This is a genomic window from Burkholderia cepacia (assembly GCF_001718835.1).
GTDB lineage: Bacteria > Pseudomonadota > Gammaproteobacteria > Burkholderiales > Burkholderiaceae > Burkholderia > Burkholderia cepacia_F.
This window is the reverse complement of sequence record NZ_CP013444.1, coordinates 1,592,215-1,615,725: the sequence shown is the minus strand read 5'-3', so window position 1 is coordinate 1,615,725 and position 23,511 is coordinate 1,592,215. Positions and strand designations below refer to the sequence as shown.

Here is a 23,511-nt window from a genome sequence, read left to right as displayed (position 1 = left end):
ACCCTCTCGATGCCGCTACGCGTCGCCGCCGAACAGCGTCAGGAACAGCGCGTTGTCGGGCGTGCCCGTGTGCGCGTGTGTGCGCAGCGGCGATCCGTCCGCGCGGTTGGTCCACCAGAAGCTGGTGCCGCCGTGCGGATCGAAGTAACCGGACAGCCCCGGCCACGCGGGCGCCACCGGCTGCTCAGGCCGCTCCGGCAACGCCTGCGGCGACGGCGCGTCCGGGTCGCCGTCGCGCGCGGCCGGCCCTGCGCCGCCGGGCGCGAGCCGCACGCGTTCGAGCGTCCGCTCGAGATCGCCCGGCGCGCGCGCATGGCGGATCGCGTCGAGCAGCGCCTGGCCGACCTGCCAGTAGAACGCGTCGGCGGCGTCCGGCAGCCCGTTCCAGTAATCGGCCGCACGCAGCGGCAGCGTGACGATCACCGGGTAGTAGCGCCCCACTCGGTCGCAGCTCGGCGCGAGGCAGCCCGGCTGCACGCACGACGCGCCGGCGCCCGCCGGAATCAGGAAATTCCAGACCGGCGCGACCGTGTAATGGCGCTCGATCTCGTCCGCGCCGCGCTGGCGCATCGCGGCCATCCCCTGCTGGAGCCAGCGCTCCCACCACAGCGCGAGCGCATGCGGCAGCCGGCTGTTCACGAAGTCGCCGGCGCCGGGAATCTTCCCGTACCAGGCCGGCGATGCGCCGCCGGTCGTGTGCGCCGGTGTCGGGCTCATGGCTTCGGAGGGCATGTAAAGGACTCCATCTGGGGCAGCCTGAACGGGTTGCGGACACTGCCCGCATTCACTTGCAGCACGATCGGTTTGCCGTCGACCGTGAAGCGCGCAATCATCTGGTCGGAACCGCGCCCGGCGGACACGGCCGCGCGGTCGAACAGCCGGTGCAGCGCCCACGGCCCGTCGGTCGAGAAGCCGTCGGTCGCGCCGGCCTGGCCCGACACCTGCAGCCGCACCTGGTTGCTGCCCCGCGGGCCCGGCCAGTCGACCGCGCTCTGCACGAGCGGGCCGTGCGCGTAGCGGACGATCTGCCCGTCGACGTCGAGCACCATCTCCGTGATCGACGGGTCCATTTCGAGCGGCTGGATCTGTACTTTCAACTGCGCGGTGCGCGCACCGCCGCCGAAATAGGCGTCGCGGATCACCGCCGCCTTCTCGAACGACGCCAGCATCGCGGCGGCCGACGGATCGGCGTCCGCATTGCGGTTCGCAAAGCGCCACGGGTGCGACGTCGTATCGACGATCGACTGCAGGTTCTTCTGGAAGAAGTCGTCCATCAGGCCGCCGGGTGCGAACATCTGCGCGAAATCCGCCGGCGCGACGTCACGCGACGATCCGCGCGCGAACGGATAGCGCCCCGCGATCGCCTGCCGGCAGAAGTCGCCGACATTCGCGCCGGCCCGCGTCGCGACGCTGCGCTGCTCGACGGTCGCCACGCTGCCGTTCGCGACGTTCGACAGGTCGTCGAGCACTTCGCGGAACGGCGTCGGCAGGCGGCCGGCCTGTGCGCGCAGCTTCGCCGGCGCGTCGGACGGCGGCGGCTGCGCGCCGCTCCTCAATGCATCGTCGGTGGCCGTCAGGTACGTGTACAGCGCGTCGATCGACTTCAGCACTTCATTGAACGCCTGGGCCTGGTCGCCGCTGCCCGGCGCGAACGCGCGCAACCCGGCGAAGTGGCTGTCGACGATCTGCTCGGCGCTCGCGGGCGCCGTCGCGGCCGTGTTCGCATCGCTTGCCTGGCTCGCGAAGATCTGCGACAGCGAACTGCGCGCCTCGTCGACCTTGTCCTGCGCGCGCGCGGCGAGATTGCGCGCCCCGCCGCCCGGTGCATCGCCGAGCGCCGTGTCGCGCGCGAGCGCGACCATCAGCCGCGTGAGCGGCGAATCGGCGGACGACAGCGCGCGCGCCACCTGGATGCTCTGAGCGAGCGTCGCGGTGCGCTGCAGCCTGATGTCGGCGAGATAGTCGTCCCAGGTCTTCAGGTAGTCGTTCAGGTACAGCTGGCGTATGTCGCGCGCCCACGCGGCCGCGTCGTTCGGCCCGGGAATCTCGGAGAGCCCGAGGTTCAGCACCCACACTTCCTCGCGCCCGTAGGCCTCGACCTCGCCGGCCAGGCGCGGCGCGAACACGTTGCGATAGCCGTTGCGCGTATAGAGGCCCGGCACGCCTTCCGACAGCGGCTTGCCGCCCTGGCGGCGGAACACCAGCGACGCATCGGGGCCGACCGCCCGCGCGACGCTGAAGTCGAACGCGGAGGTGGCCGGCCGCAGCGTCAGCGTGAGCTGCCGGTACAGCCGCTGCGAGAACGGCACCTGCCGCAACCGGTCGCGCACGTCGGCCACGAGCCGCTCGTTCATCGGATACGGCGACACGGCGACGCGGCCGCCGAACAGCGCGGCGAGATGCGCACGCAGCGCGGTGCGTTCGGCCGGCGAGAAATCGGGCGGCAGCGCGCGTTCCATTTCGAGATCGACGACGGCCTGCACGAACGCAGGATCGTAGTGCGCGCTGTCGTACAGCATCAGGTACGCCTTCAGCGCCGCATACGCGAATTCGGTCTCGTCGGGCCGCGCGTCGCGCAGCGCGGCCTCCATGCGGCTCGCGGCGATCGGCAGCAGTACGTCCTCGAGCGCGCGCCGGTACACGGCGTCGACGGCCTCGTCGATCTTCTCGCCCTGGAACAGCCCCCACCGGTACGCAAGCGGCGGATGCTGCAGGTCGACGCCGCCGGTATTCGCGAGGCCGCCGAGCGCGTCGAGCACGGGCAGCAGGCGGGCGACGTCGGCCGCATCGGAGAATTTCGCGCCGGCGATCTGCGCATCGACGGCGGGCACGCGCGCGCCGATCTGGTCGAGATACGCGCGATTGTTCGAATAGCTGCGCAGCCAGGCGACCAGCACGGCCACGCACGCCAGCGCGAGCAGCACGTAGCCGGCGATCTGCAGCACGCGCCGCTTCTGATGCCAGCGCAGGTCGCTGCCGGCGAGCGCGGCTTCGCGGAAGATGTGCTCCTGGAGCAGCGACTTCAGGAAGAAGCTGCGGCCGGTCGAGCCGACCTGCGCGACCGGCGGCACGCCCTCGATCTTCAGGAAGCGCTTGATGCCGCTCATCACGCGATCGAACGCGGTGCCCTCCTGCGTGCCGCTCGTCAGGTAGACGCCGCGCAGCATCGGCATCGGTTCGTAGCTCGACACGGAAAACACCTCGGCGACGAACTGGCCGAGCATGTCCTGCAGGTCGGCGATCTGCTGCGGCAGCAGGTACGTCATCTCGCGCTGGCGCGCGTCGGTCTGCGCGGCGAGCAGTTCGGGCAGACCGTCGTTCAGCCGCTGGTGCAGCAGCCGGTATTCGCGGTCGAATGCCGCGCGCAGGTCGAAACCCGGCGCCTCGCTTTGCGCGAGCGGGAACGTGAAACCCCACACCTGCGCGCACTCCGTGCGGCCGTAGCTGCTGAAATACTCGGCGAAGCCCGCGAGCAGGTCGGCCTTCGTCACCAGCAGGTACACGGGAAAGCGAATGCCGAGCTGCGCACGCAGTTCGAGCAGCCGCTTGCGCAGCACCATCGCGTGCTGCGTGCGTTCGGCCTCCGACGCGCCGAGCAGGTCGGCGACGCTGATCGTCAGCATCGCGCCGTTCAGCGGCTGGCGCGTGCGGTACTTCTTCAGCAGGTCGACGAAGCCTTTCCACTCGGCCTCGTCGAGCGCACGGTTGCCTTCGTGCGTCGTATAGCGGCCGGCCGTGTCGATCAGCACGGCATCGTTCGTGAACCACCAGTCGCAATGCCGCGTGCCGCCCACGCCGCGAATCGCCGCGCGGCCGAACTGCTCGGCGAGCGGAAAGCTGAGCCCGGAATTCACGAGCGCGGTGGTCTTGCCCGAACCCGGCGCGCCGATGAACACGTACCACGGCAACTGGTACAGGTACTGGCGCGACATCCGGTCGAACCAGCGCGGCAGGCCCTTGCGTACGGTGTCGGCCTGCCCGAAGCGGACTTTCTTCAGCAGCGTCGCGGCTTCGTCGAAGCGGCTGCGCAACTCGTCGAGCTGCGCTTTCGCCGGATCGTCGGCGGTGGCCGGCCCCGGCGCCGCTTCGCGCAGCTGGTTCAGCAACTGCGCGTTGAGCTGCCCGGCGCGCCAGCTGCGCCACACGACGCGCGCGCCCCACGCGACGAACAGCACCGCGATCGTCAGCCCGCGCGCCCAGCCGCTTTCGAGCGGGCGGACCTCGGCGAACGCGAACAGCGGGCCGGCGAGCCACACGAAGCACGCGAGCACGACGAGACCGGCGAAGGTCCAGATCTCCCGCGACGGCAACGGCCGGACGAAACGCGCGACAGCCTGGTTCATGTCAGTGGGCCCCCTGCGTCGCGCTCGCGCCGACGGCGGCGCTGCCGGGCGCCGGCAGCAGCGTGATCTCGACGCGCCGGTTCAGCGCGCGATTCGCGGGCGTATCGTTCGGCGCGACCGGGTCGAGCGTGCCGCGCCCTTCCGCCGCGAGCCGTTCCGGACGGTCGAGCCGCGCGGCGATCATGCCGCGCACGGCTTCCGCGCGTTCGCGCGACAGATCCCAGTTCGACGCGAAGCGCGCGGTATGCACGGGCGTGTCGTCCGTATAACCGGTCACGCGCACGTTGCCGGGCACCTTGTCCAGCGCATCGGCCACACGGGCGAGCACCGGCACGTAGCGGTCGATCACCGACGTCGAGCCCGACTTGAACAACCCGTCGCCGCGCAGCACGATCACGCTGCGATCGGCGGCGTCGCGCACCGACACGAGGCCGGCCGCGATTTCCGGTTCCAGGAACTTCGCGATGCGCGGGGCCGGTGCCGGGCGCGGCGGCGCTTGCGCGGGCTGCAGCTTCGGCACGTGCAGCGCGTCGATCGACGCGAACAGCCGGTCGGAATGCCCGGCGAGCGCGATCCGCAGCCCGACGAACACGCCGAAGCCGATCAGCAGCGCGAGCGCCACGCACACCCACAGCGGCACGGCGAAGCGGCGCGCGACGTCGCGCGTGACGACGTCGCGCCAGTGCGGCGACAGCGCCGGCTCGAATTCGCCGCGCACCGAGCGGATCGTGAGCGCGAGCTGGTGGCGCAGCGCGTCGAGCTGCGCATGGCCGTTGTCGAGCACGCGATAACGGCCCTCGAAGCCGAGCGCGAGGCAGAAATACAGCAGCTCGAGCAGGTCGAGATGCTGGCGCGGCTGCTGCGACAGGCGTTCGAGCAGGTGGAAGAATTTCTCGCCGCCCCAGGTTTCGTTGTGGAACGACACGAGCAGGCTGTGCGACGACCACACGCTGCCGCCCCACGGCGTCAGCGCGGCCGCCTCGTCGAGCGCCGTGCACAGGCAGTAGCGCGCGCCGATGATCGCTTCCGACGGCACGCCCGCCTCCTGCGCGCGCGCCTCGAACTGCCGGATCTCGACGACGAGATGCTCGCGCAGCCACGCGGGATTCGGGTGATGGACGGTCGACCGGATCTGCGGCACGAGGTTGAGCAACGGATTCGCGGCCGCGACGAGCGGGTTCGTGCCGCTCGCGGCCCAGCGCCCGGGGCGCGGCTGCGTGGCGGTCGGGCCGGCCGCTCCCGCCGCGGCCGGATGCATGCCGCCCGGATTCGGCGGCACGAATCCGCCTGCGCCGGGGGAGATCGAATCGGAGGAAGAATTCATCGCGTCGCCCCGCCCTCACCCGCGTATCGCCCAGAACTCCATCGAGAGTCCAGGGAATTCGCCGGCGAAATGAAAAGCGAGACCGCCGGAGCGCGCCAGCTGCTTCCACAGGTCGCTGCCCTTGTCGATCTCGAAGTACGTATGGCCCGCGTGATACGGAATCTGCCGCGGCGCGACCGGCAACTGGCGCATCGTGATGCCCGGCAGCTGCAGCTGCACGAGATCGCGGATCCGCTCGACCGGCCCGAGCTTGGCCTGCGCGGGAAAACGCGCGCGCAGGCTGTCGGCCGGCACGTCCGCGCGCACCGCGAGCACGAAGCCGGCCGTGTCGCGCAGCGCCGGGTCGGCCAGCGTCGCGACGCGGATGCCGTTGCCCGCATCGCGCAGCTCGATCTGGATCGCGTTTTGCTCGAGCACCGTCGACAGCGACCGCCGCAGTTCGGTCATCAGCGCCGCGAAGCTCGTGCGCAGGTCGTCGTGCACGTAGACGGCGAGCGACTGCGGGCGCCGGCCGGCCGCCGTGAACGTGCTCAGGTCGCACGCGAGCTTCAGCCAGTCGCAGAACAGCGTCTCCGGATGCGTCGACACGTGCTGCTGCGCGTGCCAGGTCAGCGCGAGATAGCGGTTCACGAGCTGCAGCAGCAGGAAGTCCGCGACTTCCGACACGCCGCCGCGCCCGGGCTCCGACAGCCGTTCCGCGAGCGCTTCGCTGCGTTGCGTGAGCAGCCCGTGCAGTTCGCGCGTGTAGGCCAGCAGCACGGCGTCGTGCTGCGCGACGAGGCGCGGCGGGATGTAGCCGTCGTCGACGAGCAGCCGCGCATCGGTGCGCCGCTCGACGATCCGTGCGACGCCGAGTGCGTGCCAGTCGCCGGTCAGCTCGGCTTCGAGCATCAGCCGCACGTTCAGGCGCCCCGTCTGCAGCAGGGCGGGACCGAGCGCGACCGCGTTCGCGTCGGCCACTTCGTATTCGCGCACGACGTAGCGCGCGACATCGGCGCCGCTGTTCGTGCCGTTCGTACCGTTCGCGCCGTGCGCGGCATGGCCGCCGCCCGCACCGAACGACACCTCCTCGCCGCCGCCGCGCCACAGCGGCAGCGCGAGTACGACGAGCTGGTCCTTCGCGTCGGCCGGCACGTCGAGCGGTTCGGGAAGATCGTCCGGATGGGACAGGTCGAACGGCGTGCCGTCGCGCATCACGCCCGACGCGGTGCGCAGCGCGACCTTGCCGAGCGCCAGTTGCTCGCGATCGAGCTCCAGCGTGTCGAAGCCCCAGAAGAAGCCTTGCAGCGGCAGGCAGCGCAGCGCGACGTAGCGTTCCCAGTGCCGTTCGAGCTGCTGGAAATGCTGCGGCCGCAGGAACATCCCCTCGGTCCACACCACCCGCTGGCGGAGCGCCGCGACCGGTGTCGCGGACATCGTCGGTTCGGTCATGGGCGCCCCCGTGCATCGCCGCCGAGCCCTATCCCGCCGTTGCGCACCGCGATCGACAGCTTCAGCTCGCCCGGCGACGTCTGCCAGAACTTGTAGAGATTGAGCTGCTTCGCGCGCGGCAGCGGCACTGTCAGCCGCCAGCGGTTCCTTTCGAGCATCCGGTATTCGGCGACCACGCCGATCGCGCCGGCTTCGACGTTGCCGCGATAGTGCAGCGTGCGCGACTCGCCCGGCCGCAGGATCACGCGATCGGTGCCGAGCAGGTCCGTGCCGAGCACGTTCTCCGGCTTGTCCTGCAGCGAGAAGAAATCCGCGCTGTCGAACGACGATGCCGCGCGGAGCTGGAACACCTTCAGCACGATCGGCGCAGGCTTGCGGTTCGGGTCAGGGTTGACGTCGGGCGCAACGTCGACCGTGATCGCATACGGCACCGCCGCGGCGTGCTCCGTCGCGCCGCACCCCGGGAGCAGCAGCACGCACCCCAGGACGATGAAACCACCGGACCGCCGTCGCATATTCGATCCTCGCAGCGCAATCAGTCTCCACCGGTTTCCCGACGACGGAAACCGGCCCGATCGGTGAATCAGGCGCAATGATTCATTCGGTAATTATGTAATTCCGTTTTCCTTTCATCGCGATCCAATTCGGCAATTTATTCATTTGAAAAGCCGGGTCGAATCATCCTCGCTCTCCGAAAAATCCTGAATCGAAAAACGGAAATCAATTGGAATCGATTCCCGACCGATTCCCGGATGCGTTGCTTGCCGACGCGGCACGAATCTCGTACGCGAACACCCATCAGACGGACGCGCGGCGCCGTCCTCCGGCCTGGAAGCCGGCGGCGGCATGCGACTCGGGTGACGTGCCAAGCTGTTCACGCCGCCGGAATAAACGGCCCGCTTTTACGCACTGGGATGAGCGCTGCAAAAAACTGACGAAACCAAAAAGCACACCGAACTATAGGTTCGATTTTCCGGATTCACAAGGCGCATTCCGGATCAAATCAGGCGCCCGCCCGGGATTATTGTTTCAAGATGAAACAAAACGTAACAAGCGATTCGGTGCCGATGATTGGCACTAGAATCCAACAGCACCGCGCGTCACCCGTCCAATCACCGGAACTCGTCCATACAAAGAATGAAAGGCCGTCCGTCGCTGGTTGCCTGCGTTGGCCTCGTGTTGCTGGGCATGAGCGGCTGCAGCAGCACGTCCACGAGCACATCGCCGACCCAGTCGGCCGCGCGTGCCGCGGTCGACGGCGCGCGCGCCGCGTACGCCGCGGGCGACTACGGCCGCACGATTTCGATCCTCGGCCGTGCGCGCGAAATCGACGGCGCCGACCCCGACACGCAGGTTGCCGCGCACAAGCTCCTCGCGTTCAGCTATTGCGTGACGAACCGCATCACGCCGTGCCGCGCCGAGTTCTCGAAAATTCTCGACCTCAACCCGCGCTTCGACCTGTCCCCTGCGGAGAAGGGACATCCGATCTGGGGGCCCGCGTTCGAATTCGCGCGCCGCAGGCATGCGTCGTCGTCCTGAACGAACCGGCCTGCGCGCGCGCACTTCACCGAGCGACGTATGACATGCAACTGATCGTGATCGAACATGCCGGCGAGCCGGTCGAAAACGACTCCTACGACGCCGTCGTGTTTCATCCGCCGGGCGGCACCATCGGCCGGGCCAGCGACAACCATCTCGTGTTGCGCGACGACACGCGGCAGATTTCGCGGCTGCAGGCGCTGCTGCAGGTGGGCGACGACGCCTGCCTGCTGAAGAACCTGAGCAGCGTATCGACGATCGAGGTGAACCGCGAGCCGGTCGGCTATGCGCAGGAGCGCACGCTCAACACCGGCGACATCATCCGCATCGGGCCGTACGTGCTGCGCGCGGAGCGCGAGGATGCGGCCGGGCGCAACGATGCGGCCCCGGCGCGCACGGTCGATATGACCGACGGTGCACACGATCCGGCTGCGCCGCACGACGATGCGAAAGCGACCGGCAACCGCCTATGGGGCCGGCTGCACGACCGCTTCGCACGCGGCAAGACGTCGGACGAAGCCGCGCCGCGTGCGCCTGCCGGCCAGGACGTCGAGCCTGCCGTGCACTCCGCAGCAGCGCCGTCGTCCACGCCGCAGCGCGACCTGCATCAGCTGTCGACCGATCCGCTCGACCTGTTCGCGCAACCGTCGGGGGGCGCCGGCCCCGACGATGCGCACCATGCGGCCGAAGGCTCGCAAAGCTCATTTACACAGGCCGACCATGCGCCCGAGTGGACGCAGCACGTGCGCGTGCAACCGGCGGCCGAAGCCGCCGAAGCGCCCGATGTCGACGCCGATGCCGACGCCCCGCCGCCCGCGGCACCCGCACCGGAACCCGCGACGCCGGACGCGCTGCTGAGCGCGTTCTTCGAAGGCGCGGGGCTCGACACGGCCGCCGAATCGCATCAGTGGTCGGCCGAGCAGCTGTACATCGCGGGCCAGTTGCTGGCGCTGTTTGCGAACGGCACGGTCGAGCTGCTGTCGTCGCGCAGCATCCTGAAGCGCGAGGTGAAGGCGCACATGACGATGCTGCTCGATCGCGAGAACAACCCGCTGAAGCTGCTGCCCGACGGCGGCGCCGTGCTGCGGCAGATGTTCGGGCTGCCGCTGCCGGGCTTCATGTCGCCGCAGAGCGCGGTCAGCGACGCGTTCCAGGATCTGCACGCGCACCAGATCGGCATGGTCGCCGGCATGCGCGCCGCGTTGATGGACCTGCTGACGCGCTTCTCGCCGCAACGCCTGCGCGAGCGCGACGACGCGATGCGCTGGTACGAGAAGCGCGTGCCCGTGCTGTACAAGGCGAGGATGTGGGATCGCTACGCGGCGACCCATCGCGACACGGTGTTCGCGATCGAGGACGATTTCGCGTCGGTGTTCGGCAAGGCGTTTCTGGCGGCGTACGACGCGGAAGTGGAAAGCTATCGCGGCAGCGGCCGGCATTGAATGGACGGATTTTTTGCGATTTTATTTCGCTCCCCTGCTACAGTTTCCGGCATGACTGCGGCATTAGAAAATATCTGATCCGCTCAGATGCTTTCACATTTCACGACGAATCTGGGCGATCCATCCAAAACAACGCCGCAACCATGGAAGCCGCCCCATGACGCGCCGCGGTCACGATCAGTTATTCCTTTGCAATTTTAAAACAATATCGTTAATTGAAAACGGAATATCCATTGCATGCGCACCCACATTTTTCGCTGATCGTCAGCGATATTGCCTATGATATATTTCTGAAGTCGCCATGTAGATTGATAATTTACGCCGCTCTTTATTAAAGAATGAATTGTTGCTACGGGGGCACAACTTCATGCAAACGCATGATGACGAGGCGTTCACAACCGCCACCTCTGAGCCGGGCGCGGGGAGCTCACGCTCTCGCGCGGTGGATCTGTCACCGCGCGAGAGCGAAGTGCTTGCCCTTATCTCGAAGGGATTCTCACTCAAAGAGTCTGCAAAACTGATGGAGGTCTCGCGCAACACAGTCGCGACCTTCATGCGACGGCTGTACGTCAAGCTGGACGTCCATTCGAAATCCGAAGCGGTCTTCGAGGCACACCAGCTCGGGCTGCTTGACCTGAAACGCATTGACCCCGCCGCTCGCGCGAGCGCTACGCCCCCGATATCCGCGGGGCCAACGCGATGACGTAATTGCATCGAGCACGCGCTCGCGGCGATCACGTCCTTGCCGTCATCAACAGGCGTGGCTCAGGCGCTTCCAGACGCTGGTCGTGTAGTAGCCGCCGCTTAGATTGTTCGAATACCAGCTCTCGTTGAAACCCGTCATTAGATCATCGCTCACGATGGTGGCGAAGTCCGCTCCCGTCCCCACCCCCGCCGTATATGTTTCTCGCGCCATCATGTTGCTCCCTGATTGCGATAGCGCCCAATAGCCGCTCCAGTTGGTCTGGTGAAAAGTGCCGTCGGCGTTCAGGCAGACTTCCACGGTATTGATGAGCGTGCCCTTGACGAAGTCGTAGTGCGTGACCTGCCAATTGCCGACAGGGGTAGCGAGTGCGCTGCCGCCGGCGGCAAGACTCAAGACAGCAGCAATCAGCGGGATGGCCTTTTTCATGCTGTTTCTCCTCGGTTGGTCAGTTGGGTGTCGAAGCGCCCGGCGCGGCGTGCAGCCCCGTCGCCGCGCCGCCGCGGGCGCCGGAGTGATCTTTCCGCGCAGCGCGCTCACCGTCTGTCGCATAAATGTGCGACGCCGGCAACTTGTCGGAGGTGAAGTGGCGCGCGCGTCGGCACGGCCATGCAGCACGTCACGGCGCACGTTCGTATCGACGGCTGCAGTCAATTTTTGAAGCCGCCGCCACGCCATTCGCCGCGGAAATTGCCCATCGTCGTGCCCCCCGGTTTCCTGACCGACGAATCCGGCGGTTCGTTGTTGAACACGTCCGCTTCGAGCAGCACGTCGGCCAACACCGTCGGGAGATGCACACCTGCCCCGTGTTGCGGAATTTCGCGCCGCCAGCCCCCTCCGCTCCCCGCGCAGGTCACAACTGCTCGCCCCGAGCGTCCCTTCCTCCTGTGTCCTTCATCCCATGACGTCGGGCAGCGCTTTCGGCCCATAGGCCGTCTGCGTGCGCCTGCTTATCGTTGACGCAAGCCCGCTCGTGGGGCCTCCTCCCATCCACGAAATCACTGGAGCCCGTTCATGGATATCGATCGTCACCGTATCGGCGGCACCCTGGGGATCGCCGCATGTTCGTTTGCCGCCGCACTTTCTTTCGCCACGCAGGCGCAGGGGGCGACCGACTGCTATGCCGTCGACATGCGCGGAGCGCCGCTCTACGTGACGTCGAACGTGTTGCGCGAAGCCGCGCTCAAGATCGCAAACGATCGAGTCGCCTCCGCCCGGACTATGGGGTTGGACCGGGCAGATCCCCCGCCCGCCCCGAAACGTTGCGACGGCGCGAACGATCACCTTCCTGCGGCGGGCCCCAACAAACACAACTACTTCGGCAACGTCGTGAGCCCGTTGAAGTTCCTGCGTCTCGCGGCCTATCAATGCGCGGGGGCAGACGGCCAGAGCCAGTTCTTCTCGATGAACCAGGCCATTTATTATCGCCAGTGTGGCGGCGGGCAATACTCGAACTACATTCACTTCTGGGGACGCGCGAACGGGAACCCGAGCACGTGTTTCGCCAGCGACTACCCGACGATGTTTGCCAAGGCCACCAAAGACAGGAAGAAGCCGGCGGACCTGCTCAACGCAATGAAGACGGTTTACTCGGGCGGCCTGAGCGGAACCGCCGCAAACGATCAGGCGCTCGGCAACGCGATGGCGGCGATCCTGATCGCCGAAAGCAATCGCGATTATCTCGTCAATCTCGAGAACTACATGCTGATGGACCTGGCCGACGTGAAGAAAGCCACGCCGGAGCAAATCATCGGGGGCCACTGCGTGCCGAATGCCGGCTCCTGCCAAAACCGCGGCGAGTCGCAGAACGGCAAGCACCCGATCGCGTGGGGCGGCGCGCAGGAAACCATGATGGTGAACGGCTGGGGCCAGGCGGCAGGCGCCAATAGCCCCTTCGGCATGACGTTCGAAGGCAATCTGTCGTCCGAGTGGGCAGTCGCGAAAGGAAAGGCCACAAGCGCGAAGGTCGCCCAATGCGGCGCGGTTCCGCCAACCTACGGAAATCTGCCCCCCGACCAGCAGAGCGCAGTGAGAGCCGTCTTCGAGGGCATTCTGCCGGCCCGCTGAGGTTCGCCGCCGGTCGACGCGCCACGAACACGCCGCCGCCCCCTACGCGGAAGCGGCGGCGTCACCACGCTCTACCGGTTGTCAAACCGCCATCACCGTCACCGACTTCGTGACGAGGTACGGTTCGAGCGCTTCCGGCCCGCCTTCCGATCCGTAGCCCGAGTCCTTCACGCCGCCGAACGGCATTTCCGGCCACGGCGTCGCGGGCTGGTTGATCCACAGCATCCCGACTTCGAGGCGCTGCGTGAGCAGGTGCACGTTCGCGAACGAACGGGTGAACGCGTAGCCGGCGAGACCGAACGGCAGACGGTTCGCTTCCGCGATCGCGTCGTCGAGCTTGTCGAAACCGCGGATCGCCGCGACCGGGCCGAACGGCTCGTTGTTGAACACGTCCGCTTCGAGCGGCACGTCCGCGATCACGGTCGGCGCGAAGAAGTTGCCTTCCGAGCCGATCCGTTCGCCGCCGGTTTCGATGCGCGCGCCGACCTTGCGCGCGTTGTCGACGACGGATGCCATCGCGGTGAGCCGGCGCGGGTTCGCGAGCGCACCGAGCGTCGTGCCTTCCTCGAGGCCGTTGCCGACCTTCAGCCCTTCGGCATGCTTGACCAGCGCGCGCGTGAATTCGTCGCGGATGCTGTTGTGCACGAGAAAGCGCGTCGGCGAAATGCAGACCTGCCCCGCGTTGCGGAACTTCGCGCCGCCGGCGGCCTTCACCGCGAGCGCGACGTCGGCGTCCTCGGCGACGATCACCGGCGCGTGACCGCCGAGCTCCATCGTCGCGCGCTTCATGTGCTGGCCGGCCATCGCGGCGAGCTGCTTGCCGACCGGCGTCGAACCCGTGAACGTGACCTTGCGGATCACCGGGTGCGGGATCAGGTACGACGAGATTTCCGCCGGATCGCCGTACACGAGGCCGATCACGCCGGACGGTACGCCCGCGTCGACGAAGGCACGCAGCAGCGCGGCCGGCGACGCCGGGGTTTCTTCCGGCGCTTTCACGAGGAACGAGCAGCCGGTTGCGAGCGCGGCGCTCAGCTTGCGCACGACCTGGTTGACCGGGAAATTCCACGGCGTGAACGCGGCGACCGGGCCGACCGGCTCCTTCACGACGGTCTGCTGCGCGCCGAGGTTGCGCGGCGGCACGATCCGGCCGTACACGCGGCGGCCTTCGTCCGCGAACCATTCGATGATGTCCGCCGCCGACAGCACTTCGACGCGCGCCTCGGTGAGCGGCTTGCCCTGTTCCTGCGTCATCAGCTGCGCGATCGCGTCGGCACGTTCGCGCACCAGCGCGGCCGCCTTGCGCATCGTCGCCGCGCGCTCGTGCGCGGGCACCTTGCGCCAGGCCTCGAAGCCGCGTTGCGCGGCGGCGAGCGCACGGTCGAGATCGGCGATGCCCGCATGGGCCACCTTGCCGATCGGCCGGCCGGTCGCCGGGTTCACGACGTCGATCGTCTTGCCGCTCGCGGCGTCGACCCACTCGCCGTCGATCAGCAGTTGCGTATCCGTATAAGTCACGTTAGCCATCCAGACACCCCTACGTTTGCGTCGAAAAAGGTGCGCCGCCTCGCGAACGAGCGCGCACCGGTTAAGCGAAATCCGACCCGCGCGCTCAACGCGCCGCCTGGGTCGCCTTGCGGAGTTTCGCGACGTCCGCCGCCTGCACGGCCGGCGCGCCGTTGTTCCAGCCAGCGCGCATGAAGGTCAGCACGTCGGCGATCTGCCGGTCGTTCAACTGGTTCGAGAACGCCGGCATCGGATACGCGGACGGCACGCCATCGATCACGAGCGTCTCGCTGCCGTTCAGCGTCACGTTGATCAGCGACGCGGCATCGCCTTCGAGCACGTTCGGGTTGCCGGCGAGCGGCGCGAGCAGCGGCGCGTAGCCGCGCCCGTCCGCGCCGTGGCAATGCAGGCAGTAAGCGTTATACACCTTCGCGCCCGGATCGGCTGCCGGCCGGCCCAGTGCGACCTGCGTCGCCTTCGGATCGTAGCGGTACGGCGGCGCGCCCGTGCCGCCCGCCGCCGGCAGCGATTTCAGGTAACGGGAGATCGCCGCCAGATCGTCGTCCGTGAGCGCCTGCGTGCTGTGGTTGATCACGCTGACCATCGAACCGAACGCGGTCGCATGGCGGTTCGCGCCGGTCTTCAGGAACTGCGCGACCTCGGCCTCGTTCCAGCGGCCGAGCCCCGTGTTGGGCTCGCCGGTCAGGTTCGATGCGAACCAGTTGTCGATCGGCGCACCCGACAGGAACGCCGCGCCGCCTTCGTCGAGCGCCTTCTCCTGGAAGCCGACGCCGCGCGGCGTGTGGCACGACCCGCAGTGCCCGAGCCCCTGCACGAGATACGCGCCGCGGTTCCACATCGCGTCCTTGGCCGGCTTGTCCGCATAGGCGGCCGTGTCGAGGAACACCATGTTCCACAACGCGAGCGGCCAGCGCATGTTGAGCGGCCACGGGATGTCGGACGGCCGGTTCGCCTGCTTCACCGGTTCGACGCCGTGCATGAAGTACGCGTACAGCGCCTTCACGTCGTCGTCCTTCAGCTTGGCGTACGACGGATACGGCATCGCAGGATACAGGTTGTGACCGTCCTTCGCGACGCCCTTGCGCAGCGCGCCGGCGAACTCGGCTTCCGTATAGCCGCCGATACCCGTGTCCGGGTCGGGCGTGATGTTGGTCGTGTAGATCGCGCCCATCGGCGTGACCATCTTCAGGCCGCCGGCGAACGGCGTGCCGCGCGGCGCGGTATGGCACGCGACGCAGTCGCCCGCTTTCGCGAGGTATGCGCCGCGCGCGACGAGCGCCGCGTCGGGCGCCGCGGCCGGTGCGGCCTGTGCTGCGGTGGCGGCCGCCAGCGCGACGGCGACTGTGACGGCGGCCGCACCGAACGCCTTCGCGGCGCGCGCCAGGGGTGTGATTCGAATCATCCGGGTCCTCGATGTCAGGCGGTTTTCAGCTGGTCGCCGACCGGCAGCTTGCGCAGCCGCTTGCCGGTCGCCGCGAAGATCGCGTTCGCCAGCGCGGCCGCGAGCGCCGCGGTGCCGGGCTCGCCGATCCCGCCCGGCGCTTCGGCGCTCTTCACCAGATGCACCTCGATCGGCGGCGTCTCGTTGATCCGCAGCATCCGGTAGTCGGTGAAATTGCTCTGCACGACACGGCCGTCCTCGATCGTGATCTCGCCGTACAGCGCGCCCGTGATCCCGAAGATGATGCCGCCCTGCACTTGCGCCTCGATCGTGTTCGGATTGACGAACATGCCGCAATCGACCGCGCACACGACGCGCTTGACCTGCACTTCGCCGTCATCCACCGCGACGTCGATGACGATCGAGAAGAAGCTGCCGAACGCATGCATCACCGATACGCCGCGCCCTTGCCCTTTCGGCAGCGACGGGCCCCAGCCGGCCGCCTTCGTCGCGACGTCGAGCACGTTGAGCGCGCGCGGCGTCTTGCCGAGCAGCGCCCGGCGGTATTGCACGGGGTCGGTCTTGGTCTGCGCGGCCAGTTCGTCGATGAAGCTCTCGACGACGAACGTGCTGCGTGTCGGCCCCACGCCGCGCCAGAACGCGGTCGGCACGTGGCGCGGCTCCTGCCGCACGTAGTCGATCAGCTGGTTCGGCAGGTCGTACGGCAGGTCGGTGGCCACCTCGACCGCGTCGGGATCGACGCCGTGCTGGAACGCGGGCGGCGCGAAGCGTGCGAGGATCGACGAGCCGACGATCCGGTGCTGCCACGCGATCGGCTTGCCGTTCGCGTCGAGCCCGGCCGAGATCCGGTCGTAGTAGTACGGGCGGTACATGTCGTGCTGGATGTCTTCCTCGCGCGTCCAGATCACCTTCACCGGCGCGTTGACCTGCTTCGCGATCTTCACCGCCTGGCCGATCATGTCCGTCTCGAGGCGCCGGCCGAAGCCGCCGCCGAGCAGGTGGTTGTGCACGACGATCTTCTCCGGCGGAAAGCTCGTGAGCTGCTGCACGGTATCGCGCGCCCGCGTCGGCACCTGCGTGCCGACCCAGATCTCGCACCCGTCGGCGCGCATGTGCACCGTGCAGTTCACCGGCTCCATCGTCGCGTGCGCGAGGAACGGCTGCTCGTACACGGCGTCGATGCGCGTCTTCGCATCCGCGAAACCCTTGCCGACGTCGCCGTCCTTGCGTGCGACGGCGCCCTTGCCGTTCGCCGCGGCCTGCGCGAGATCGGCGACGATGTCCTTCGTCGACACCTTCGCGTCCGCGCCTTCGTTCCATTTCACGACGAGCGCCGATGCACCGCGCTTCGCGGCCCACGTGTGATCGCCGACGACCGCGACCGCGTTGTCCGCTCGCACGACCTGGCGCACGCCGGGAATCTTCTTCGCGGCGGTATCGTCGACGCTCGCGACCGTGCCGCCGAACACCGGGCTGTTCACGATCACCGCGTACAGCATGCCGGGCAGCCGCACGTCGAGCCCGAACTGCGCGGTGCCGTCGACCTTCTCCGGCGAATCGAGCCGCTTCGCGGGCGTGCCGATCAGCTTGAAATCCGCCGGCTTCTTCAGCGCGACGTCCTTCGGCACCGGCAGCTTCGCGGCGGCGTCGGCGAGCTGGCCGTACGACGCGCGCCGGCCGCTCGGCGGATGCTGCACTTCGCCGTTCGACGCACGGCAGGATGCCGGATCGACGTTCCATTGCTTCGCGGCGGCCGCGACCAGCAGCGTGCGCGCGGTCGCGCCCGCGCGACGCAGCGGCTCCCATGCGTAGCGTACCGACGTCGAGCCGCCGGTGAGCTGGCCGCCGAGCAGCGGATCGAGAAAGAGCTTCTCGTTCGGCGGCGCATGGTCGAGCGTCACGTTCGACAGCGGCACTTCGAGTTCCTCGGCGATCAGCATCGGCAGCGCCGTGTAGACGCCCTGCCCCATCTCGACCTTCGGCATCACCAGCGTGACCTTGCCGGCGCGGTCGATCTGCACGAACGCGTTCGGTGCGAACACGCCTGCGCGCGCGGTTTCATCGCCGTCGCCGCCGATCACCGAACGGCGCGCATCGTCGCCTGCCGCCGGCAGGCTGAAACCGAGCAGCAGGCCGCCGCCCGCCGCCGCGCCCAGCGACATGCCGAGCTTGAGGAACGAACGGCGCGACACGCCCGCGCCTGCCTGGCCTGCTTCGATCAGTCCTCGAGACATGTCAGGCCTCCTTCGCGGCTTGCCTGACCGCCGCGCGAATCCGGTTGTACGTGCCGCAGCGGCAGATGTTGCCGGCCATCGCCGCGTCGATGTCGGCATCGCTCGGGTTCGGGTTCGATGCGATCAGCGCGGTGGCGGCCATCACCTGCCCGGACTGGCAATAGCCGCACTGGACGACGTCGAGCTCGCGCCACGCCTGCTGAACCTTGCGGCCGGCCGGCGTCGCGCCGACGGCTTCGATCGTCGTGATCTTGCGGCCCGCGACGGCCGCGACCGGCAGCACGCACGAGCGCGCGGCGACGCCGTCGAGATGCACGGTACACGCGCCGCATTGCGCGATCCCGCAGCCGAACTTCGTGCCGGTGAGGCCGACGACGTCGCGCAGCACCCAGAGCAAGGGCATGTCGTCGGGGGCGTCGACCGTACGGGTTTCGCCGTTGATGTTGAGGGTGACCATTCAGCCTCCGGGCTGGCGTAGTGTGGGGACGGCGCGACGCGCGCGCCGGGGGGCGGACCGCTTACGACTGCACGGCGTCGAGCGCCGCCAGCACCTTCACGACCGGCCGCTGCGCGAGCCACTCGCCGGCCTTGGCGCGATAGGCGATGTAGTGCGGGCTCGCGCGGTGCGCTTCGAGCGCCGCCGCGTCCTCATAGACCTCGAACAGGTCGAAGCCCGGCGAACCGTCCGCCTGGCGGAACAGGTCGTAGCGGCGGTTGCCCGGCTCGGTGCGCGTCGCGGCGACGAGGCCGCGCAATTCGGTCTCGACCGTCTGCGCATGTTCGGGTTTCGGGATCAGGCTGGCGATGACGTAGACAGGCATGTTGTTTCCTTCTTTCCTTCGTTGAATCGGGATGAACGATGCCGCGCGCCGGAGCCGGCGCACGGCGTGGGACATGGGGCGCGGGCTCAGGCCAGTTCGTCCGGGCCCACGCGCACGACGACCTTGCCGAAGTTCTTGCCGGCCAGCAAGCCGATCAGCGCTTCCGGCGCGTCCGCCAGATCGGGGACGACGTCCTCGAGCGTCTTCACCTTGCCGGCGGCGACCCACTCGCCCATGTCCTTCAGGAACGCGGCATAGCCCTCCGCAAAATGATCGAGGATGATGAACCCCTGCATCCGGATGCGCTTCGCGAGCAGCGCGTACGTCAGCAGCGGCAGGCGATCCGGGCCCGCCGACAGCGCGGTGTCGTTGTAATGCGCGATCAGTCCGCACACCGGCACACGCGCGCCGATGTTGAGCAGCGGCCACACCGCGTCGAACACGGCCCCGCCGACGTTCTCGAAATAGACGTCGATGCCGTTCGGGCAGGCGTCCTTCAGCTTCGCGGCGAATGCCGGGTCGCGGTGATCGACGCACGCGTCGAAACCGAGCGTATCGGTCACGTACGCGCACTTGTCGGCGCCGCCCGCGACGCCGATCACGCGGCAGCCCTTGAGCTTGGCGATCTGGCCGACCACCGCGCCGACCGCGCCGCTCGCCGCCGCGACGACCACGGTTTCGCCGGCCTTCGGCTCGCCGATTTTCAGCAGCCCCGTATAGGCGGTGAAGCCCGGCATGCCGAGCACGCCGAGTGCGTACGACGGATGCGCGACGTCGCGGCCGAGCGGAATCAGGTCGCGGCCGTCGGACAGCGCATAGTCCTGCCAGCCGCCCATGTCGACGACGAGATCGCCCGCGCGATACGCCGGCAGGTTCGACGAGACGACCTGGCTGACGGTGCCGCCGACCATCACGTCGCCGAGCGCCACGGGCGGCGCATAGGACGGTGCGTCGCTCATCCGGCCGCGCATGTACGGGTCGAGTGACAACCAGACCGTGCGCAGCAGCACCTGGCCGGCGCCGGGCGTCGGCACGGCACCGGTTTCGGTGCGGAAATTACCCGGCGTCGGCGCGCCGACCGGGCGCGAATTCAGGACGATCTGGCGATTTGCGGTCTTGCTTTGCGACATGAAACCTCCGTCAATGGGGATGCGTGCTCTCGCACGATCCGGTCAGGAAAGGAACCCGGCGACACAGCAGGCGACGCCCGCGCGCCGATTCGAGTAAAGTAGACCAGTCGTCTATTATCGGGACATAAAACAAGGCGCGCAACGCGCGCCTCGCTTACTGCCACGCTCCGTTGCCGGCCGACTGCGGCAGGTTCAGCATGCGCCGCGTTTCGACCATCGCTCTTTCGAGCGGCTTGCGGTCGCGGTGAATCTTTTCCAGCAGCGTCGCGCCCAGCCACAGCTCATACAGCGTCGCGGCGGTGTGAGACGGATCGTCGATCCCGTGCAGCGAACCGTCGGCGAGCCCCGTTTCGATGCCGCCCGCGAGCCGCTCGATGATCTGGCTCGTGCCCTGCCGCAGCACCGCGCGCATCGCTTCCGACAGGTCCGACACTTCCGCGCCGAGCTTCACCGCGAGGCACTTGCCTTGCGGATCGTCCGCGCATTGCGTGTGCAGCCAGTTGCGCCAGTACGTCATCAGGCGCTCGGCGCCCGTGCCGGCCGGCTGCCGGACCAGCAGGTTGTCGAGATGCGCGTGATAGCTGTCGAAGTACGCTTCGAGCAGCGCTTCGCCGAATGCCTCTTTCGAGCCGAAGTAATGGTAGAACGAGCCCTTCGGGATGCCCGCCGCAGCGAGAATCTCGTTCAGGCCGACCGCCGAAAACCCCTTGTGGAGCATGATCGGCTTGGCGATATTCAGGATGTGCTGGCGGACTTCGGCGCCCGAAGATGCATTCATGGTGGCGTATGTTAGCAACGATTAGACCGGTCGTCTAGCAATGTGCGACCGGCATTTTGAGTCGCACTTTACCTGATCCCCGATTGGTTCCCAATGCCCCGCGCCGTTCTTATTGCGCCGGTTTAGTCACCGCTTGTGGACAACCGGGTCGAGCACGAAGCTAGTCGTCATGTTTTGCACACCGTCCATCGCACTGATCGTCGCCCAGATGTCGCTGATGCGCTCGTGTGTGGCCGCCTCTATCTGCACCAGCAAATCGACCTCGCCGCTGAGGACCGCGCAGTCGCGCACCTCGGCGATCCGCTCGAGTGCGGCAAGCACGTCCGCGCCGCGCATCCGGTCCTTGCGATAAACGAGCATCACGGCACGCACGGGCACGATATCGTCGGGCAACGCGAGCCGCACCGTATAGCCTGCAATGATCTTCAGCGCTTCGAGCCGGTCGATCCGGTTCCGGACCGCCTGCCGGGACAGACCGATCCTGTCGGCCAGCACCGCGAGCGGAATCCGCGCATCGGCACACAATGCGTCGATTATTTTCTGGTCCAGACCGTCGATCTTCATCAGCCGCACCCGGTGTGCCCGGCGCCGCGCGCGTCGACCGCGTCGCGCAATGCCGCGATGTGGTCGGGGCCAATTCCGCAACACCCGCCGACAACCCACGCGCCCAGCGCAAGCCACTGCTCTGCCCATCTTGCATAACCGGGCGGATCGATGTCGCCGCGCAAACCGTGGAGCTCCTCGTTCGCGCGCGCGTCGGCGCGCTGAGGCGGAAACGCGTTCGCATATGCGCCGATCACGAGCGACGTTCCCGTTCGCGCGAGCATGCGCTGCACCGTCCCCATCGCCGCACCCATCGCTTCCGGCTGGCTGCAATTGAACAGCAGCGCGGTCGCGCGCGCGGACACGGCGGCGTCGATCGCTTCGTCGAGCGTCTGTCCCGATCGCAGTACCGGCGTGGCGCCCGCGTCGACGTCGTCGCGCAGCGTGAACGAGACCCAGAGCGGCTTCGGATTTTCACCTAGCGCGCGCCGGACCGCGCCGATCTCGTCGGTCAGGCTCTGCGTCTCGGCCAGCCAAAGGTCAACGTAGGGATCGAGCCCATCGACGAGCGTCGCCAGGATCGCCTCCGCGCGCGCCGCGTCGAACAGGTCGGGCCGGTAGGAGCCGCCGGTCGGCGGAAGCGATCCTGCGACGCGCACGGGCCGTCCCGCGCGATCGGCGGCTTGCCGCGCGAGTTGCCCGGCAAGTGCCGCGAGCGCGACACCGTCGCAACGGAACCGCTCCTCGCCGATATGGAACGGCACGACCGCATAGCTGTTCGCGGTGATCACGTCGGCACCCGCCGCGACGAATGCGTCATGTGCAAGGCTGACGTAATGCGGCGCTTCCATCAGCGCGAGCGCTGACCATTCCGGCTGTCTGAACGGCGCGCCCATCCGCGCCAGTTCGCGCCCCATGCCGCCGTCGAGTACTGTGATGTCATGCATAGTCCGTGCTCCGTCGTTGCAATCCGCGCATCTCGCGCCCGAATCGATTCAAAGGCCGACGCGCCGCGCGTGGGGCGTCGATCGAGCGTGCGCGCGGGTCCGTGTCAGATCTGCTCCAGTGCTTGCGCGATATCGCCAATCAGGTCGTCGATGTGCTCGATGCCGACCGAATAGCGGATGAAATTGAGCGGGATGTCGGCCGCGCGCATCTGCTCCGCCGACATCGTGCCCGCCCACATGGATGCCGTATGGATCGCGAGCGAATCGACGCCGCCGAGATTGCCTGCATTCAGCGGCAAGCGCAGCGCCTCGACAAAGCGCTGCGCTTCGTCATAGCCCCCCCGCACGCCGAACGCAACCACGCCGCCGAAACCACGCATCTGCCGGCAGGCGAGCCCATGCTGCGGATGGCTGCGCAGGCCCGGATAGAACACGCGCTCGATCTTCGCGTGCGCTTCGAGGAATTCGGCGAGCGCCTGAGCATTCGCGTTGATTCGCTCGATGCGCATCGGCAGCGTGCGCAGCCCGCGCAGCAGCAGCCACGCGTCCATCGGGGACAGCACCGAGCCGAGCGTAATGTGCGTATGCCAGATCTGGTCGGCGAGCACGCGGCTCGTGCAGATCACGCCGCCGGTCAGGTCGTGATGGCCGCCTAGATACTTGGTCGCGCTGTGCACGACGATGTCGACACCGAGCCGGTGCGGCTGCTGGTTGACCGGCGACGCGAACGTGTTGTCCGCGAGTGTCAGGATGCCGCGCGCCCTTGCGATTTCAGTCACCGCGGCGATGTCGGTCACGAACAGCAGCGGATTGACCGGCGACTCGAGCACGATCAGCCGCGTGTTCGGCCGAATCGCCCGATCGAACGCGGCCGCATCGGTCTGGTCGACGAACGTCACCTCGACGCCGAACCGGCGCAGCATGTCGTCGAGCATTTTCGTCGTGCTCATGTAATGACGCGTCTGCCCGACGACGTGATCGCCGGCCTTCACGACACTGAGGATCGCGGTCGCGATCGCGCCCATGCCGGATGCCGTGACGAGCGCGGTCTCGGTGCCCTCGAGCTCCGCCATGACCGCCTTCACGCGCTCGTGAACCGGATTGCCGTAGCGGGTGTAGTTGCGCGGATGCTGCGGCACGCTCGACATCTCCGCGAATTCCTCGCTGCCGGCTGCCTTGAACACCGCCGAATAGTGGATCGCCGGCGCGACCGACTTCTCGTCGGTCACGTCGCGGTCCGCAGCCAGAGCCAGCGTTTCAAGCCTGTATCCCATTTCGTC

Annotated in this window: 21 protein-coding genes; 5 read left to right on the top strand and 16 right to left on the bottom strand. The window is 67.9% G+C overall.

Going from position 1 to position 23,511, the window contains the following annotated elements; translation table 11 throughout:
* Positions 1-15 precede the first annotated feature (15 nt).
* Genes tagF through tssJ form a run of 5 tightly spaced genes read right to left on the bottom strand, consistent with a single transcriptional unit; the run spans position 16 to position 7,613 of the window.
* Positions 16-732: a type VI secretion system-associated protein TagF gene (tagF, locus tag WT26_RS27355; RefSeq protein WP_081333770.1), complete on the bottom strand. Its 717-nt coding sequence runs from the start codon at positions 730-732 to the stop codon at positions 16-18.
* A complete protein-coding gene (gene tssM, locus WT26_RS27350; protein WP_059522070.1) occupies positions 714-4,343 on the bottom strand; it encodes a type VI secretion system membrane subunit TssM in 3,630 nt (1,209 codons plus the stop codon). The genes tagF and tssM overlap by 19 nt, the downstream gene beginning before the upstream one ends.
* 1 nt (position 4,344) lies before the next feature.
* The gene (locus WT26_RS27345; protein ID WP_059666863.1) at positions 4,345-5,667 is read right to left on the bottom strand and encodes a DotU family type VI secretion system protein; all 1,323 of its coding nucleotides are present in this window, start codon (positions 5,665-5,667) and stop codon (positions 4,345-4,347) included.
* A 15-nt stretch (positions 5,668-5,682) separates the two neighbouring features.
* Positions 5,683-7,098 (bottom strand): type VI secretion system baseplate subunit TssK, encoded by a 1,416-nt coding sequence (gene tssK / locus WT26_RS27340; RefSeq protein ID WP_059522072.1) that lies wholly within the window; start codon positions 7,096-7,098, stop codon positions 5,683-5,685.
* Positions 7,095-7,613, bottom strand: coding sequence for a type VI secretion system lipoprotein TssJ (gene tssJ / locus WT26_RS27335; RefSeq protein WP_069274388.1), 519 nt, complete (start codon positions 7,611-7,613; stop codon positions 7,095-7,097). Before tssJ ends, tssK begins: the two co-directional genes overlap by 4 nt.
* A 209-nt stretch (positions 7,614-7,822) precedes the next feature.
* On the opposite strand from tssJ, the gene WT26_RS37665 reads away from it, so the two are divergent.
* From WT26_RS37665 to WT26_RS27320, 4 genes are all read left to right on the top strand, one after another.
* Entirely contained in the window at positions 7,823-8,179 is a 357-nt protein-coding gene (locus tag WT26_RS37665; protein WP_155774698.1) for a hypothetical protein, read from the top strand.
* 56 nt (positions 8,180-8,235) lie between these two features.
* The gene (locus tag WT26_RS27330) at positions 8,236-8,637 is read left to right on the top strand and encodes a TssQ family T6SS-associated lipoprotein (protein WP_069274387.1); all 402 of its coding nucleotides are present in this window, start codon (positions 8,236-8,238) and stop codon (positions 8,635-8,637) included.
* Between the two features lie 44 nt (positions 8,638-8,681).
* Positions 8,682-10,079 carry a type VI secretion system-associated FHA domain protein TagH gene (tagH, locus tag WT26_RS27325; protein WP_069274386.1) on the top strand — a complete coding sequence of 466 codons (1,398 nt, stop codon included), beginning with the start codon at positions 8,682-8,684 and terminating at the stop codon, positions 10,077-10,079.
* Positions 10,080-10,446: 367 nt separating this feature from the next.
* Positions 10,447-10,782 carry a response regulator transcription factor gene (locus WT26_RS27320; RefSeq protein WP_069271241.1) on the top strand — a complete coding sequence of 112 codons (336 nt, stop codon included), beginning with the start codon at positions 10,447-10,449 and terminating at the stop codon, positions 10,780-10,782.
* Between the two features lie 48 nt (positions 10,783-10,830).
* Here WT26_RS27320 and WT26_RS27315 read toward each other — a convergent pair whose 3' ends face one another.
* Entirely contained in the window at positions 10,831-11,211 is a 381-nt protein-coding gene (locus WT26_RS27315; protein WP_059893641.1) for a hypothetical protein, read from the bottom strand.
* 585 nt (positions 11,212-11,796) lie between these two features.
* On the opposite strand from WT26_RS27315, the gene WT26_RS27310 reads away from it, so the two are divergent.
* Positions 11,797-12,849, top strand: a complete 1,053-nt coding sequence (locus WT26_RS27310) for a hypothetical protein (RefSeq protein ID WP_069271240.1) — start codon at positions 11,797-11,799, stop codon at positions 12,847-12,849.
* A gap of 81 nt (positions 12,850-12,930) precedes the next feature.
* Here the strand turns inward: WT26_RS27310 and WT26_RS27305 are convergent, their stop codons facing one another.
* From WT26_RS27305 to WT26_RS27260, 10 genes are all read right to left on the bottom strand, one after another.
* A complete protein-coding gene (locus tag WT26_RS27305; protein ID WP_059666865.1) occupies positions 12,931-14,376 on the bottom strand; it encodes an NAD-dependent succinate-semialdehyde dehydrogenase in 1,446 nt (481 codons plus the stop codon).
* 85 nt (positions 14,377-14,461) lie between these two features.
* Positions 14,462-15,778, bottom strand: coding sequence for a c-type cytochrome (locus tag WT26_RS27300; protein WP_069274385.1), 1,317 nt, complete (start codon positions 15,776-15,778; stop codon positions 14,462-14,464).
* 14 nt (positions 15,779-15,792) lie between these two features.
* Positions 15,793-18,012: a xanthine dehydrogenase family protein molybdopterin-binding subunit gene (locus tag WT26_RS27295; RefSeq protein WP_069274384.1), complete on the bottom strand. Its 2,220-nt coding sequence runs from the start codon at positions 18,010-18,012 to the stop codon at positions 15,793-15,795.
* Between the two features lies 1 nt (position 18,013).
* On the bottom strand, positions 18,014-18,469 hold the full coding sequence (locus WT26_RS27290; RefSeq protein WP_069274383.1) for a (2Fe-2S)-binding protein: 456 nt from the start codon (positions 18,467-18,469) through the stop codon (positions 18,014-18,016).
* A gap of 61 nt (positions 18,470-18,530) precedes the next feature.
* The gene (locus tag WT26_RS27285; protein WP_069274382.1) at positions 18,531-18,833 is read right to left on the bottom strand and encodes a putative quinol monooxygenase; all 303 of its coding nucleotides are present in this window, start codon (positions 18,831-18,833) and stop codon (positions 18,531-18,533) included.
* A gap of 86 nt (positions 18,834-18,919) precedes the next feature.
* Positions 18,920-19,963, bottom strand: a complete 1,044-nt coding sequence (locus WT26_RS27280) for an NADP-dependent oxidoreductase (RefSeq protein WP_069274381.1) — start codon at positions 19,961-19,963, stop codon at positions 18,920-18,922.
* Positions 19,964-20,117: 154 nt separating this feature from the next.
* The gene (locus tag WT26_RS27275; RefSeq protein WP_069274380.1) at positions 20,118-20,741 is read right to left on the bottom strand and encodes a TetR/AcrR family transcriptional regulator; all 624 of its coding nucleotides are present in this window, start codon (positions 20,739-20,741) and stop codon (positions 20,118-20,120) included.
* 126 nt (positions 20,742-20,867) lie between these two features.
* Positions 20,868-21,305 (bottom strand): Lrp/AsnC family transcriptional regulator, encoded by a 438-nt coding sequence (locus WT26_RS27270; protein WP_045565477.1) that lies wholly within the window; start codon positions 21,303-21,305, stop codon positions 20,868-20,870.
* Positions 21,305-22,231, bottom strand: coding sequence for a homocysteine S-methyltransferase family protein (locus WT26_RS27265; protein ID WP_069271237.1), 927 nt, complete (start codon positions 22,229-22,231; stop codon positions 21,305-21,307). The genes WT26_RS27270 and WT26_RS27265 overlap by 1 nt, the downstream gene beginning before the upstream one ends.
* Positions 22,232-22,335: 104 nt before the next feature.
* Positions 22,336-23,505 (bottom strand): trans-sulfuration enzyme family protein, encoded by a 1,170-nt coding sequence (locus WT26_RS27260; RefSeq protein WP_042587928.1) that lies wholly within the window; start codon positions 23,503-23,505, stop codon positions 22,336-22,338.
* Positions 23,506-23,511 lie beyond the last annotated feature (6 nt).

Excerpts from the sequence above, each read along its gene's own strand:
- tagH (WP_069274386.1), top strand. The coding sequence starts at position 8,682 with ATGCAACTGATCGTGATCGAACATGCCGGCGAGCCGGTCGAAAACGAC.
- WT26_RS27265 (WP_069271237.1), bottom strand. The coding sequence starts at position 22,231 with ATGCATGACATCACAGTACTCGACGGCGGCATGGGGCGCGAACTGGCG.
- WT26_RS27285 (WP_069274382.1), bottom strand. The coding sequence starts at position 18,833 with ATGCCTGTCTACGTCATCGCCAGCCTGATCCCGAAACCCGAACATGCG.
- tssJ (WP_069274388.1), bottom strand. The coding sequence starts at position 7,613 with ATGCGACGGCGGTCCGGTGGTTTCATCGTCCTGGGGTGCGTGCTGCTG.
- WT26_RS27310 (WP_069271240.1), top strand. The coding sequence starts at position 11,797 with ATGGATATCGATCGTCACCGTATCGGCGGCACCCTGGGGATCGCCGCA.
- WT26_RS27275 (WP_069274380.1), bottom strand. The coding sequence starts at position 20,741 with ATGAATGCATCTTCGGGCGCCGAAGTCCGCCAGCACATCCTGAATATC.
- tssM (WP_059522070.1), bottom strand. The coding sequence starts at position 4,343 with ATGAACCAGGCTGTCGCGCGTTTCGTCCGGCCGTTGCCGTCGCGGGAG.
- WT26_RS27260 (WP_042587928.1), bottom strand. The coding sequence starts at position 23,505 with ATGGGATACAGGCTTGAAACGCTGGCTCTGGCTGCGGACCGCGACGTG.
- WT26_RS27270 (WP_045565477.1), bottom strand. The coding sequence starts at position 21,305 with ATGAAGATCGACGGTCTGGACCAGAAAATAATCGACGCATTGTGTGCC.
- WT26_RS27330 (WP_069274387.1), top strand. The coding sequence starts at position 8,236 with ATGAAAGGCCGTCCGTCGCTGGTTGCCTGCGTTGGCCTCGTGTTGCTG.
- WT26_RS27290 (WP_069274383.1), bottom strand. The coding sequence starts at position 18,469 with ATGGTCACCCTCAACATCAACGGCGAAACCCGTACGGTCGACGCCCCC.
- WT26_RS27320 (WP_069271241.1), top strand. The coding sequence starts at position 10,447 with ATGCAAACGCATGATGACGAGGCGTTCACAACCGCCACCTCTGAGCCG.
- WT26_RS27345 (WP_059666863.1), bottom strand. The coding sequence starts at position 5,667 with ATGAATTCTTCCTCCGATTCGATCTCCCCCGGCGCAGGCGGATTCGTG.
- WT26_RS27300 (WP_069274385.1), bottom strand. The coding sequence starts at position 15,778 with ATGATTCGAATCACACCCCTGGCGCGCGCCGCGAAGGCGTTCGGTGCG.
- WT26_RS27315 (WP_059893641.1), bottom strand. The coding sequence starts at position 11,211 with ATGAAAAAGGCCATCCCGCTGATTGCTGCTGTCTTGAGTCTTGCCGCC.
- WT26_RS27280 (WP_069274381.1), bottom strand. The coding sequence starts at position 19,963 with ATGTCGCAAAGCAAGACCGCAAATCGCCAGATCGTCCTGAATTCGCGC.
- WT26_RS27305 (WP_059666865.1), bottom strand. The coding sequence starts at position 14,376 with ATGGCTAACGTGACTTATACGGATACGCAACTGCTGATCGACGGCGAG.
- tssK (WP_059522072.1), bottom strand. The coding sequence starts at position 7,098 with ATGACCGAACCGACGATGTCCGCGACACCGGTCGCGGCGCTCCGCCAG.
- tagF (WP_081333770.1), bottom strand. The coding sequence starts at position 732 with ATGCCCTCCGAAGCCATGAGCCCGACACCGGCGCACACGACCGGCGGC.
- WT26_RS27295 (WP_069274384.1), bottom strand. The coding sequence starts at position 18,012 with ATGTCTCGAGGACTGATCGAAGCAGGCCAGGCAGGCGCGGGCGTGTCG.